The organism is Methyloversatilis sp. S146-33 (assembly GCF_059552495.1).
In genome coordinates this window covers 139,640-152,030 of sequence record NZ_JCANOT010000036.1, presented here as the reverse complement: position 1 = coordinate 152,030, position 12,391 = coordinate 139,640, and the positions used below count along the sequence as shown (strand labels likewise).

Annotated in this window: 11 protein-coding genes, 1 pseudogene and 2 riboswitches; of the genes and pseudogenes, 2 read left to right on the top strand and 10 right to left on the bottom strand. The window is 67.7% G+C overall.

Annotated features, from left to right (window positions below):
* A pseudogene (locus tag AC51BJ_RS15170) lies at positions 1–429 on the bottom strand (phosphomethylpyrimidine synthase ThiC); the annotation flags it as partial.
* Between the two features lie 49 nt (positions 430–478).
* Positions 479–585: riboswitch (TPP riboswitch) on the bottom strand.
* 115 nt (positions 586–700) lie between these two features.
* Between AC51BJ_RS15170 and AC51BJ_RS15165 the strand changes: the two are divergent.
* The gene (locus AC51BJ_RS15165) at positions 701–2,218 is read left to right on the top strand and encodes a carbonic anhydrase (RefSeq protein ID WP_496280775.1); all 1,518 of its coding nucleotides are present in this window, start codon (positions 701–703) and stop codon (positions 2,216–2,218) included.
* A gap of 87 nt (positions 2,219–2,305) precedes the next feature.
* Here the strand turns inward: AC51BJ_RS15165 and ahcY are convergent, their stop codons facing one another.
* Positions 2,306–3,715: an adenosylhomocysteinase gene (gene ahcY / locus AC51BJ_RS15160; protein WP_496280774.1), complete on the bottom strand. Its 1,410-nt coding sequence runs from the start codon at positions 3,713–3,715 to the stop codon at positions 2,306–2,308.
* A 73-nt stretch (positions 3,716–3,788) separates the two neighbouring features.
* A riboswitch (S-adenosyl-L-homocysteine riboswitch) is annotated at positions 3,789–3,886 on the bottom strand.
* 126 nt (positions 3,887–4,012) lie between these two features.
* Between ahcY and AC51BJ_RS15155 the strand changes: the two genes are divergently transcribed.
* Positions 4,013–5,482: a C13 family peptidase gene (locus AC51BJ_RS15155; protein ID WP_496280773.1), complete on the top strand. Its 1,470-nt coding sequence runs from the start codon at positions 4,013–4,015 to the stop codon at positions 5,480–5,482.
* Between the two features lie 9 nt (positions 5,483–5,491).
* On the opposite strand, the gene AC51BJ_RS15150 is transcribed toward AC51BJ_RS15155, so the two are convergent.
* The 8 genes from AC51BJ_RS15150 to rsfS all read right to left on the bottom strand — a co-directional run bounded on the left by AC51BJ_RS15150 (position 5,492) and on the right by rsfS (position 12,390).
* Positions 5,492–5,872, bottom strand: coding sequence for a hypothetical protein (locus tag AC51BJ_RS15150; RefSeq protein ID WP_496280772.1), 381 nt, complete (start codon positions 5,870–5,872; stop codon positions 5,492–5,494).
* Position 5,873: 1 nt separating this feature from the next.
* Positions 5,874–7,952: a protein kinase domain-containing protein gene (locus tag AC51BJ_RS15145; RefSeq protein ID WP_496280771.1), complete on the bottom strand. Its 2,079-nt coding sequence runs from the start codon at positions 7,950–7,952 to the stop codon at positions 5,874–5,876.
* A gap of 7 nt (positions 7,953–7,959) precedes the next feature.
* Entirely contained in the window at positions 7,960–8,832 is an 873-nt protein-coding gene (locus AC51BJ_RS15140) for a Tll0287-like domain-containing protein (protein ID WP_020162973.1), read from the bottom strand.
* 118 nt (positions 8,833–8,950) lie between these two features.
* Positions 8,951–9,334, bottom strand: a complete 384-nt coding sequence (locus AC51BJ_RS15135; RefSeq protein WP_232415935.1) for a YkvA family protein — start codon at positions 9,332–9,334, stop codon at positions 8,951–8,953.
* Positions 9,335–9,436: 102 nt separating this feature from the next.
* Complete coding sequence (gene rng / locus AC51BJ_RS15130) at positions 9,437–10,891, bottom strand: ribonuclease G (RefSeq protein ID WP_019915852.1); 1,455 nt, start codon at positions 10,889–10,891, stop codon at positions 9,437–9,439.
* A gap of 28 nt (positions 10,892–10,919) precedes the next feature.
* Entirely contained in the window at positions 10,920–11,546 is a 627-nt protein-coding gene (locus AC51BJ_RS15125) for a Maf family protein (RefSeq protein ID WP_304028703.1), read from the bottom strand.
* Entirely contained in the window at positions 11,543–12,013 is a 471-nt protein-coding gene (gene rlmH / locus AC51BJ_RS15120; protein ID WP_296807795.1) for a 23S rRNA (pseudouridine(1915)-N(3))-methyltransferase RlmH, read from the bottom strand. Before rlmH ends, AC51BJ_RS15125 begins: the two co-directional genes overlap by 4 nt.
* Positions 12,010–12,390 carry a ribosome silencing factor gene (rsfS, locus tag AC51BJ_RS15115; protein WP_019915848.1) on the bottom strand — a complete coding sequence of 127 codons (381 nt, stop codon included), beginning with the start codon at positions 12,388–12,390 and terminating at the stop codon, positions 12,010–12,012. The genes rlmH and rsfS overlap by 4 nt, the downstream gene beginning before the upstream one ends.
* Between the last annotated feature and the right edge of the window lies 1 nt (position 12,391).

Below are 12,391 nucleotides of genomic sequence, written 5' to 3'. Positions count from 1 at the left end.
CGTCACGTTGCGGTCGGCCTTGGCGCGGCGCGGGTGGCGGTGCCGGCCGGGGAAGCGCAGGTCGTCGAGTGCGGCATAGGCTGCGCGGATGCGGCCGAATTCGGAGGCGAGGTCGGTGAGCTGTTCGGTGTAGCCGCGCTCCTCGATCCAGCGGGCGCGCAGTGCGGGCAGGCCACGACGGATGTCGATCGAGGCGTTGGGGTCGGTGTAGGGGCCGGAACAGTCATAGACGAAGGCCGGCGGGTTCTTCTCGCCGCTGGTGTTGCCACATGAGCCGGTGCGCGTATCGGCCTGGGAGATTACGCGCATCGGCACGCGGATGGCGGGGCACGAGCTTTCGATGTGGATCTTGCGCGAGTTGGGCAGCGGCGCGATCGCCGCTTCGTCCACGTGTGCCTGGTCGGCGAGGAAGGTGTCTTTGGCGTTCATGGAAGCTCCTGTGCTTGCTGCGTCGGCGCGGGGAACGCCGGCTTCCATGTCGAGAAGTCGCCCGTTTCCCTACGCCGGCATGATCCGGATCAGGTGTTGAGGGTGTGTCTCAGCCGGCTGCCATGCTTCAGGTCACCGGCACCCCTAACGTGTGCATGAGCACGGTAACCCGCCCGCGACGCGAGCGCAAGGCGTGCCGTTCAAGCCAACGCGCCCCTCTGCCGTAGACCGGTCATCGCCCGACGAGGGCAGAGCCTGAACGAGACCGGACATGACGCAGCTTTCCATCTTCCGACCGACCCTGATCGCGCTGGCGATCGGCTGCGCCTGTGGCGCGGTGCAGGCGGCCGACTGGCACACGATTTCGACCGACCGCGGCAAGAAGATCGAAATCGACCGCGACAGCGTGCTGCGTGCCGAAGGCGGAAAGAAAGTGGCCTGGGGCCGGCTGGTGCTGACCGAGGCCGACGCTGAAAAGACCGGCTACGCGATGGTGCAGGCCCTGAATCGCTACGACTGCCAGAGCCTGCGTTTCGCCACCATCAAGCGCGTCTATCTGGACGCCAACCAGAAAATCCTGCGCGAGGAGCGCACCGGCTCCGACAGCGAAATTTCTCTGCTGCCGGGTACGCTGGACGAAAAGCTGTTCCGCGAAGTGTGTCAGCCGCCGGCCGCCGAAGAACTCCGTCAGGTGGCCGAACAGGCCGGCCGGGCCGCGCGCACCGCCGCCAACGCAGGCGATCTCGGCAAGGTCGAGCGCACCGAAATGGTGAACATCAAGCCCGATCTGCGCGAAGCCGCCGCGCAGGCGCGCGAGGAAATGAGCAGCGCGAAGAAGCCCGCCGGCTCGGCGGGCAAGCCGGAGGCAGTGAAGGCGGAGGCCGGCAAGGTCGAACCGGCAAAGGTGGCCGATGCCGGCGCGAAGAAGCCCGATGTACACGACGCCGCCCCGACGGCGACCAAGCCGCCGACGACGCGCAGCGAAATCCCGCTGCCGCCACCGGCGCCGAAGCCGCGGCCGCGCCCGGTCATGCAGGCGGCCGTTGCGCCGGCCGCCTACGCTGCGCCGAAGAAGCCGGCGCTCGAGGCGGCGACCGTCGCGCATGCGCACGGCGACATCCACTGGAGCTACGAAGGCGAATTCGGCCCGCAGAACTGGGGACGGCTGAAGCCGGAATGGACGAAATGCGCGACCGGCCAGACGCAATCGCCGATCGACATCCGCGACGGCATCAAGGTCGATCTGCCGCCGATACAGTTTGACTACCGCACCACCTATTTCACCGTCGTCGACAACGGCCACACGGTGCAGGTGAACGTCGGCGAGGGCAGCACGATCACGCTGGTCGGCAAGCGCTACGAACTGGTGCAGTTCCATTTCCACAAGCCGGCGGAAGAGCGCGTGAATGGCAAGACCTATGACATGGTCGCCCATCTGGTGCACAAGGATCTGGACGGCAATCTGGCCGTGGTCGCGGTGCTGCTCGACCGCGGCACCGAACATCCGCTGTTCAACACGCTGTGGGCCTATCTGCCGCTGCAGAAGAACGTCGAGTCGCGCCCGGAGGTGAGCATCGATCTGGCGAAACTGCTGCCGGAGAAGCGCGACTACTACACCTATATGGGTTCGCTGACGACGCCGCCCTGTTCGGAAGGCGTGACCTGGCTGGTGATGAAGGAGCCGCTGCAGCTGTCGCCGGAACAGATCGGCATCTTCGGCCATCTCTACCGCAACAATGCGCGGCCGGTGCAGGCGGCCAACAGCCGGCTGATCAAGCAGTCGCGCTGAACCGCGCTGGCGCAAAAAAGGCCATCCCGCGGGATGGCCTTTTTCATTGGCGCGGCCCGAAGGGCGCGCCAATCGCGAACCGAATACTCAGTAGCGGTAGTGGTCAGGCTTGTACGGGCCTTCCTTCTGCACGCCGATGTAGCGGGCCTGCGCGTCGGTCAGCTCGGTCAGCTGCGCATTCAGCTTCTTCAGCTGCAGGCGCGCCACCTTCTCGTCGAGGTGCTTGGGCAGCGTGTAGACGCCGACCGGGTACTTCGCGGTTTCGGTGAACAGTTCGATCTGCGCGATGGTCTGGTTGGCGAAGCTCGACGACATCACGTAGGACGGATGGCCGGTGCCGCAGCCGAGGTTCACCAGGCGACCCTTGGCCAGCAGGATGATGCGCTTGCCGTCCGGGAAGATGATGTGGTCGACCTGCGGCTTGATCTCCTCCCACTGGTACTTTTCCAGCGAGGCGACGTCAATCTCGTTGTCGAAGTGGCCAATGTTGCAGACGATGGCCTGGTCCTTCATCTTCGCCATGTGATCGTGCGTGATCACGTGGTAGTTGCCAGTGGCGGTGACGAAGATGTCGGCGTGTTCGCAGGCGTAGTCCATCGTGACCACGCGGTAGCCTTCCATCGCCGCCTGCAGCGCGCAGATCGGATCGACTTCGGTCACCCACACCTGGGCCGACAGCGCGCGCAGCGCCTGCGCCGAACCCTTGCCCACGTCGCCGTAGCCCGCGACAACGGCCACCTTGCCGGCCACCATCACGTCGGTCGCGCGCTTGATGCCGTCGACCAGCGATTCGCGGCAGCCATACAGGTTGTCGAACTTGGACTTGGTGACCGAATCATTGACGTTGATGCCGGGGAAGGCGAGGCGGCCTTCCTTGTGCATCTGGTACAGGCGGTGCACGCCGGTCGTCGTTTCTTCGGTCACGCCCTTGATGTGCTTGATGCGCTTGGAGTACCAGTTGGGGTCACGCGCCAGCGTGGTCTTGATCGCGTTGAACAGGCACACCTCTTCTTCGCTCGCCGGGTGGTGCAGCGCGGTCGGATCGGTTTCGGCCTTGGTACCCAGATGCAGAAGCAGCGTCGCGTCGCCGCCGTCGTCCAGGATCATGTTGCTGTAGCCGCCGTCCGGCCACTCGAAGATGCGGTGGGTGTAGTCCCAGTACTCTTCCAGCGACTCGCCCTTGACCGCGAACACCGGCGTACCGGCAGCGGCGATCGCGGCGGCGGCGTGGTCCTGGGTCGAGAAGATGTTGCACGAGGCCCAGCGGACTTCGGCGCCGAGCGCTTCCAGCGTCTGGATCAGCACGGCGGTCTGGATGGTCATGTGCAGGCTGCCGGTGATGCGGGCGCCGCGCAGCGGCTGCTGCGTCGCGAATTCCTCGCGGATCGCCATCAGGCCGGGCATTTCGGTCTCGGCGATGGCGATTTCCTTGCGTCCCCAGTCGGCCAGCGACAGGTCGGCAATGACGTAATCCTTCAGTTCGGCGGGTGCATTCATTACGGGCTCCTTTTGATGCGGCAGGCGGTGTCTCACCTGCCATCCGCGGCCGGATTGCTGCCCGGGCGGCGGGTTCAGGTGAGCGCCGTTGCAAAAGTGCCCGCGACCGTGACGGTCTGGCGGGGTCCGAGCCTGGGGGCCTTGCGGCACCTTGCAGCGCTCCTCGGAAGCTTTGGATTATAGCGTCGCGTCCCGCATCTGCCGGGTGAAGTACCCGGTTTCACGATCGGCGCCCGCTACAGAGTGCGGCAACGGATAATCCGTTCCCGACCTCCGCACGATTTACGGCATCCGACGATGGAACTGGAACCGACGCCACCCCGCTCGCCTCTGGCCGACCTCGCCCGCAACCTGGGCGCCGGTCTGCGCGCCCTGCTGCTGTGGAAGGCCGCGCCAGCACTGCGCGCCGGCGCGGCGGCCTGGATCGCGCTCGAACTGCTGTCGCTGGCGCTCGATTTCGGTTTCGACTTCGCGAACGCCGGTCCGGATGGCCGGTTCATGGCCGACGCGCTGGCCGGCAAGCTGTTCCACCTGCCCTGGCTCATGCTCGCCGTGTGGGCGGCTGCCCGTCTGGCCGGCCGGCCTGAGGCCTGGCTGCGTGGGGTGGTCGGTATGGCGGCGCTGTGGATCTGGCTGTCGCTGCTGTGGAATGCGCTCGCGCTGCTGCCGGCCGAGGTGTGGGCGGAACTGGGCGATGCGGTGACGCTCGTCTGGTGGGCACCGGCCGCCTGGGGGCTGATCGCCTCGGCCGTGCTGCTGGGTGAGGTGTTCGACGCGAAGCCGGCACGGCGGCTCGGCATGCTGGCCATCGTCGGCCTGTGCTACCTGCTGCCGACCGCGATGCTGGGCACGCAGATGCCGCTGTGGGTGGCCACGCAGACCGATGACGACGACGCCGAAACGGCGCGCTGGCAGGCCGCCCGCAGCGAAGCGCTGATCTACCGCCAGCCCTTGCTGTTGACCGAGGCGATCGCGCGCGTCGAGCCGGGCGAAGCGGGGCGGCCGGAACTGTTCCTGCTGGCCATCGCCGGTCACGGCGCGCAGGACGTGTTCCTGCGCGAGGTGGACAAGGTCGAACGCCTGTTCGCCGAACGCTTCGGCACCGGCGGGCGCAGCATCGTGCTGGCCAACAACCCGGCCACCGTACTCGAACGGCCGCTGGCGACCGTCAGTGCAATGGAAGCCAGCCTGCGCGCGCTCGGCGAACGGATGAACCGCGAAGAGGATGTGCTGTTCGTGTTCCTGACCTCGCACGGCGCCGAGGACCACCGCTTCGACCTCAGCCTGTGGCCGTGGGAACTGGAACAGCTGACGCCGCAGCGCCTCGGTGCCCTGCTCGACGCGGCCGGCATTCGCCACCGCGTCATCCTGGTGTCGGCCTGCTATTCGGGTGGCTTCGTCGGGCCGCTCGCTGGGCCGGATACGCTGGTCATGTCGGCGGCGCGCGCCGACCGCAGTTCGCACGGCTGTTCGCACGAAGCGGACTGGACCTTCTTCGGTCGCGCCTTCTTCGACGAGGCATTGCGTGAAACACCGTCCTTCACCGAAGCCTTCGCCCGCGCCCGCGCCGCGGTCGGCACGCGGGAGGCGGCGGAGGGGCTGGAGCCGTCGGAGCCGCAGATCGCCGTCGGCGAGGCGATCAAGGCGCGGCTCGATGCGATGGTCGCCGACTGGCCGCGCACGCTGCAGGCGCAGCAGGGTGGTGACGCCGTGCGGCCGGCCGACGCCGCGACCGCGTCGTCACCGTGCAGCGCGGCGCGCTGCTGAGCCCGCCGTTCAGACGCCGCTGCTGAACCACCACCAGCCGCCGGCCGCGAACACCGCGACGACGACGGCGATGGCAATGTTCCGCTGCAGCGGGTAGCGCTCCAGCTTAACCAGCGGCGTGCGGTAGGAAATGTAGAGGAAGCCGCCACCGAACAGCGCCAGCACGGCCAGCAGCGACCAGCGGTTGCCGGTGCGCGCGGCCAGCCGCAGCAGCGTGCCGCAGACCAGGATGAGCGCGAAGTAGCCGAACAGCGACAGTGGCGTGATGCCGGTGCATGAGCGCCCGCCGCATTCCGGGCACACGGCCGGCGCCTTGGCGCGGGCGGTCAGCTTGAGCAGACGCGCGATGGTGTCCCGCCCGCAGTGCGGGCAGCGGTTCATGGCTGCCATATCACTTGCCGGCGAGGAAGGCGGCGCGCTGCACCGGGTCGGGGATGTCGCGCGACAGCTCGTCGAGCAGGGCCTGTTCGTCGCTCACCCGCTTCAGCGCGCGGCCGACCAGGATGCGTGCCATCGGCCCGATGCGTCGGGCCAGCCGGTGCTCGATGTCGGCGATCAGCGCATCGTCCAGCGGTCGCGGGCCGAAAGCGCCGCTGCGCGACGGGGTGGTGAGCGGCGCACTGCGGCGCGAAGCGCTGACCGTATCGATCGACGCACTGCGCACCGTCGATGACACGCCGGTGGTGCCGGCGATGTGCCGCTTGGCCTCGATCAGGAAACCGGCGCGCTGCGCGTCGCCCGGAATGTGCGTCGCCAGCTGTTCGATCAGCAGCGCCGGGCTGGACACCTTGGGTCCGATGCGCGTCACCAGCACGCGCGCCATCGGCCCGATGTGGCGGGCGAGCAGCGCTTCGAGCACCGGCGTCAGCGCGTCCTGCGCCAGGCCGGGCTGGGCATCGTCGACGCGGCGGGTGATGCCGCTGCGCGCATCCAGTTCGAACACTTCCTGGCTGCGCGAGGCGATTTCCGCGCGCTGGCCGGTGGCGTGCAGGCCGACCGGCGCGCCGCTGCCCAGCGCCGACACGGTTTCGAAATAGGCGCGCGACACCAGCACCTGACCGGCGCGCGCCAGACTGGCCAGCGTGCGCGCGGCATCGAGGCCGTCGCCGTGCACGTCGAGCGCGCCGGTGCCGGCGCGGGTCACCCGCACCGGACCCAGATTGATGCCCTGACGCAGGCCGCCGCCCTCGTCACCGAGGTCGAGCGCGCGCAGCCGCTGCGCCACCACGCAGGCGTCCTCGGGCTGGCCGAGCAGGCACAGCGCGGCGCCGTCCTCGGTGTCGTGAATGAGCCTGCTGTCGGCATCGACCGAGCGTGCGGCGCGCGCCAGTGCGTCGTCCAGTTCCGATTTGCAGGCCAGTCGCTGTGCGGTGTCGAGATCGACGCTGCGGTCGATCTGCGCATACAGCACGCTGCAGACGATGGTGCGCCGTTCTTCGGAGGCGCCGCTGGCGCGCACCGCCGGCGCCGGCGGCGTGCCGGACGCAAGCGGGCCGCGCGCCGCCGGCACCGGCATGAACACGCGACGGAAGTCGGCCACGCTGCGCGGCCGCCGGGTTTCGTGCGGTTCGAGCGCCCAGTCGATGGCGCGCAGCAGCGAAGCGCCGAAGACACCCGCGTCGGCAGCCTTGGCGGCCGGCCGCAGCGGATCGTTGTGCACGCGGGCGGCCGATTCGACCGGGCGCTGTCCGGTCACCAGCCAGTACATGACGGCGGCCAGAGAGTAGATGTCGGTCCACGGCCCCTGGTTGCCGTGCGAGTGATACTGCTCGAACGGTGCGAAGCCGGGCGTCACGATGGCGGTCAGCGTGTGCTCGGCGTCGTGATAGCGGCGTGCCGCACCGAAGTCGAGCAGCACCGGCGTGCCGTCGTCGCGGATGCAGATGTTGGCCGGCTTGATGTCGCGGTGCAGGAAACCACCGTCATGCACGACCTGCAGGCCGTCGAGCAGCGGCTTCACGATGGCCAGCAGCGTGGTGCGGTCGATCGCGTCGTTGCGTTCGCGTACCCATTGGTTCAGCGTGCGGCCCTGCACGTAGTCCATCACCATGTAGGCGGTGCCATTGGCTTCGAAGAAGCGGCTGACGCGCACGATGTTGGGGTGGCGGAAGGTGGCCAGCGCGCGCGATTCGTCGAGGAAGCGGCGCAGGCCCTGCTCGAACATCTCGACCGCCGGCCCGGCGCGCGGCAGCACGCGCTGCGCGTCGCCACGCACCGCGATATCGGTGGGCAGGAACTCCTTGACCGCGACCTTGCAGTCGAGCAGCGTGTCGTGTGCCAGATAGGTCAGGCCGAAGCCGCCGCCGCCGAGCAGCGATTCGATGCGGTACTCGTTCAGGGCCCAGCCGACCGGCAGCGCACCGGGGCTGGCGTTGGCCGTGGGCAGGAAGCCGCTGCCGGCCAGCACGTCCGAGTTCACGCTGTCTTCGGTGAACGCCTCGTCGTCGTCGCCGAAAGGAGTGGAGCTCACGCCGCGCTCAACTGTCGATCATGCGCATCGCCGTTTCCAGGCTGCGTCGCATGCGGTTGAAGGAGGCGCCGAGCACTGACACCTCGTCGCGTCCGCCGTCGCCGAATTCCGGCACCGAGAAGTCGCCGGTGCTGATGCGGTCGGCGGCGGCTGACATGCGCGCGACCGGGCGGATGATGAGCCACTCCAGCATCAGGTTCAGCGCCACCATGACGAACACGAATACGCCCACCAGCGAGGCCATGAAGGTGGTGAAGGCGCGGTCGGCGTTGCTCACCGGCACCGTCATCGGCACCGACACCACCTGGGCGCCGATGATTTCGTTCATCTTCCAGCCGAAGCCGTTCGCTTCGCCATACACCTTCACCATGCTCGGCGGCGCGGTCGCCGGCGTGTTGTGGCAGGCGAGACAGGCCGGATTGGTGATCTGGATCGGCCGCGCGATATACATGTGGCGACCGGTCGGCGTGTCGCGCTCGCCGGTCAGCTCTTTCACGTCCATCGCGTTGCGGAAGCTGGCGACCAGGTCGGCTTCCCAGTCCGACGCGCGGTCGCGCGGGTTGGACGGGTTCAGCGTCGCTTCCTTGTAGGCGTACTCCGGGTGGTTCTTGCGCAGCTCGTTCAGCGTTTCGGTCGCTGCATAGGCCGGCACCGTCTGCGGCAGGAACTGCTCGGCCAGCATCGGATCGAGGTGGGGCTTGATCTGGCTCACCGTGTAGGCGCGGATGGCGAGCGCGGTTTCCATCATCAACCGGGCGTTGCGCTCGACCTCGGCGCGTGCGTTGTCATGCAGCAGCCGGTGCGACAGCGCCGCACAGGCGGCGAGGCCGATCGCGAACACGCCGATCAGCACGAGGTTGAATTTGAGTCTGAGTCCCATCGCAGGCACCGGTCAGTTTTTTGCCGCGGCCTCTTGCGGGGCCGCTCTGATTGCGGCCCGATTGTAAGTCATTGACGGGATTGCAAGGAATTGTGTCAGCGCAGGCAGGCGCAGCCTGTCACGCTGCCGGGCTCCGGTTCATCCACCACCAGGCGATGGCGGCGATCGACGCCGCCCACAGCAGCAGGATGAATATGCCGGCCGCCCAGTTGGCCGGCAACTTGCCGGCGCGGGCGCGGGCGCGCGCCGCTTCCATCACGTCGGGCGGGATCATGCGCACCGCCAGCCAGATGCCCAGCGGCAGCAGCACCACCTCGTCCAGCATGCCGAGCACCGGGATGAAGTCCGGAATCAGGTCGATCGGGCTGGCCGCGTAGGCGAGCAGGAAGAGCAGCAGGATCTTGGCGCGGCGCGGCGTGCGCGTGTCCTGCGCGGCGACGGCGAGCGCCATCACCTCGAGCTTGATCGCGCGTATGCGCTCCTTCAGTCCGGATCCGGTCATGATGGCCTGCATTTTGTTGTGATCGATTTGCATTCAATCAGACCACAAAAACGCCGTGTCCGTCAGCCTCGCGTTGTCACGCGACGGCCGCGCTCCCGGGACTCAGAGCAGCACGATGTCGAACTGCTCCTGCGAATAGCTCGACTCGGCGTGCAGCGAGATCGGCTTGCCGATGAAGTCCGACAGCATGGCCAGCGCCTGCGACTCTTCTTCGAGGAAGAGGTCGACCACCTTGGGGTGGGCCAGGATGCGGAATTCGCGCGCACTGAACTGGCGCGCTTCGCGCAGCAGTTCGCGCAGGATGTCGAAGCTCATGGTCTGCGCGGTCTTCACTTCGCCGCGGCCGCCGCAGGTCGGGCAGGGTTCGCACAGCACATGGGCCAGCGATTCGCGGGTACGCTTGCGCGTCATCTCGACCAGGCCGAGCGAGGTGAAGCCGCTGACCGAAATCTTCGTGTGATCGCGGCCCAGCGCCTTGTGCAGTTCGGCCAGCACCTGGGCACGGTGCTCCTCGCTTTCCATGTCGATGAAATCGATCAGGATGATGCCGCCGAGGTTGCGCAGGCGCAGGTGGCGGGCGATCTGGTGCGCCGCTTCGAGATTGGTCTTGAAGATGGTTTCGTCGAAATTGCGCGAGCCGACGAAGCCGCCGGTGTTCACGTCTATCGTCGTCATCGCCTCGGTCTGGTCGAAGATCAGGTAGCCACCGGACTTCAGGTCGACGCGGCGCGCCAGCGCCTTCTCGATCTCCTCCTCGACGCTGTGCAGCTCGAACAGCGGGCGCTCGCCGGTGTAGTGCTCCAGCAGCTTGGTCAGCTGCGGCATGTATTCCTCGGCGAAACTGCGCAGCTTCACGTAGTTCTCGCGCGAGTCGACCTGGATGCTCTGCGTGTCGGCGCAGGCGAGGTCGCGCAGCACACGCTGCGCCAGCGTAAGGTCCTCGAACACCAGCGTGGGCGGCTTGGCGGTCTTCGCGCGATTCCGTATTTCCTGCCAGGTCTTGCGCAGGTAGGCGATGTCGGCTGCCAGTTCCTCGTCGCTGGCCGATTCGGCCATGGTGCGCACGATGTAGCCGCCCGGGTCCTCCAGCGGCAGCAGCGCGTGAATGCGCGCACGCAGCGCCTCGCGCTCCTCGGTCGATTCGATGCGCTGCGAAATGCCGACGTGGCGGTCCTGCGGCAGATGTACCAGCAGCCGGCCGGCGATGCTGATCTGCGTCGACATGCGCGCGCCCTTGGTCCCGATCGGGTCCTTCAGCGCCTGCACCAGCACGCTCTGCCCTTCGGTCAGGATGCGCTCGATCGGCTTCGGCGGCTCGCCGTTCTGGCGCGCTTCCCAGATGTCGGCGACGTGCAGGAAGGCGGTGCGTTCGAGGCCGACGTCGATGAAGGCCGACTGCATGCCGGGCAGCACGCGCACGACGCGCCCGAGATAGATGTTGCCGACGATGCCGCGCGCGCTGCTGCGCTCGATGTGCAGTTCCTGCACCGCGCCCTGCTGCAGCAGGGCGACGCGCGTTTCCTGCGGCGTGAAGTTGATGAGGAACTGGTCGTTCATGGTGCGGACCGGAAAGTGGGAAATCGGATCAGATGTCCATGCCGAAGCGGCGCAGCAGCTGCCAGGTTTCATTCAATGGCAGGCCGACGATGCCGGTGTACGACCCTTCGATGTGTTCGACGAAGGCGCCGGCGCGGCCCTGTATGCCGTAGGCACCGGCCTTGTCCATCGGTTCGCCGCTGAGCACATAGCGTTCGATGTCGCGCGGTTCGAGTTTCGCGAAGCGCACGGTTGAAATGGACAGCGCATGCTCCAGCCGCCGGCCGTCGCTGACGGCGACCGCGGTCAGCACGCGGTGCGTGCTGCCGGACAGGCGGGTGAGCATGGCGGTGGCGTCGGCGGCGTCGGCCGGCTTGCCGAGGATGTCGCCGTCGATCTCGACCGTGGTGTCGGCTGACAGCACCAGCCCGGCCGACATGCGCCGCCAGGCCAGACGCTGTTCGCCGCCCAGCGCCTTGGCACGGGCGACACGCACGACATAGGTTTCGGCGTCCTCGCCGTCGCGCACGTCTTCCGAGACGTCGATGTCTTCGCGCGGCAGGCCGCGGAAGGGAAGCATCAGGAAGCTCAGGCCGATCTGGGTGAGCAGTTCACGCCGGCGCGGGCTGCGCGAGGCGAGATAGAGGACGGGCGGAACGGTGTTCGAAAGGCTCATTCGCGGTGATAGGGGTGATTTGCTTCAAGGCTCACCGCACGATACAACGCTTCGGCCAGCAGCAGGCGGGCCAGCGCGTGCGGCAGCGTCAGGCTGGACAGGCGGATCAGCTCGTGCGCACGCGATTTCAGCGCCGGTGACAGGCCGTCCGGCCCGCCGATGAGGAGCGCGACGTCGTCGCCCTCGGCGCGCCAGCGGCGCAGCCGTGCGGTCAGCGCGACGGTCGTCAGATCGTCGCCACGCTCGTCGAGCGCGACGATGCGGGCGCGCGGCGGGATGGCCTGTTCGATGCGTGCCCGTTCGGCTTCGATCAGCACCTCGACCGGCTTGCCTTGGGTACGCGGTTCGGCTTTCACTTCGACGATCTGCATGGCCGAGTCGCGCGGCATGCGGCGGGCGAATTCCTGCACGCCTGCATCGACCCAGTCGGGCATGCGGTGCCCGACGCAGATCACCAGCAGTTTCAACGCGCCGCCGTTCCGCGTGCGCGGGCCGCGGCCGACTTGTCGGTCGACGGCTTGGCCGAGCCGGACCACAGCTCTTCGAGGTTGTAATAGGCGCGTACCGCCGGCTGCATCACGTGCACAACCAGGTCGCCGAGGTCGACCAGCACCCACTCGCCGGTGTCCTCGCCCTCGACGCTGATCACCGTGCCGCCGGCTTCCTTCACCTTCTCCTGCACGTTGCGCGCCAGTGCGCGCGTCTGCCGGTTCGAGTCACCGCTGGCGATGACCAGGCGGTCGAACAGCGCGTTGAACTTCGAGGTGTCGATCACTTCGATGTCCTTCGCCTTGATGTCTTCCAGCGCGTCGATGACCAGCGCCTGCAGTGCATTGATATCCATG

Coding starts and splice junctions, on each gene's coding strand:
- AC51BJ_RS15140 (WP_020162973.1), bottom strand. CDS start 8,832: ATGGGACTCAGACTCAAATTCAACCTCGTGCTGATCGGCGTGTTCGCG.
- rsfS (WP_019915848.1), bottom strand. CDS start 12,390: ATGGATATCAATGCACTGCAGGCGCTGGTCATCGACGCGCTGGAAGAC.
- AC51BJ_RS15125 (WP_304028703.1), bottom strand. CDS start 11,546: ATGAGCCTTTCGAACACCGTTCCGCCCGTCCTCTATCTCGCCTCGCGC.
- ahcY (WP_496280774.1), bottom strand. CDS start 3,715: ATGAATGCACCCGCCGAACTGAAGGATTACGTCATTGCCGACCTGTCG.
- AC51BJ_RS15165 (WP_496280775.1), top strand. CDS start 701: ATGACGCAGCTTTCCATCTTCCGACCGACCCTGATCGCGCTGGCGATC.
- AC51BJ_RS15150 (WP_496280772.1), bottom strand. CDS start 5,872: ATGGCAGCCATGAACCGCTGCCCGCACTGCGGGCGGGACACCATCGCG.
- rng (WP_019915852.1), bottom strand. CDS start 10,891: ATGAACGACCAGTTCCTCATCAACTTCACGCCGCAGGAAACGCGCGTC.
- AC51BJ_RS15155 (WP_496280773.1), top strand. CDS start 4,013: ATGGAACTGGAACCGACGCCACCCCGCTCGCCTCTGGCCGACCTCGCC.
- AC51BJ_RS15135 (WP_232415935.1), bottom strand. CDS start 9,334: ATGACCGGATCCGGACTGAAGGAGCGCATACGCGCGATCAAGCTCGAG.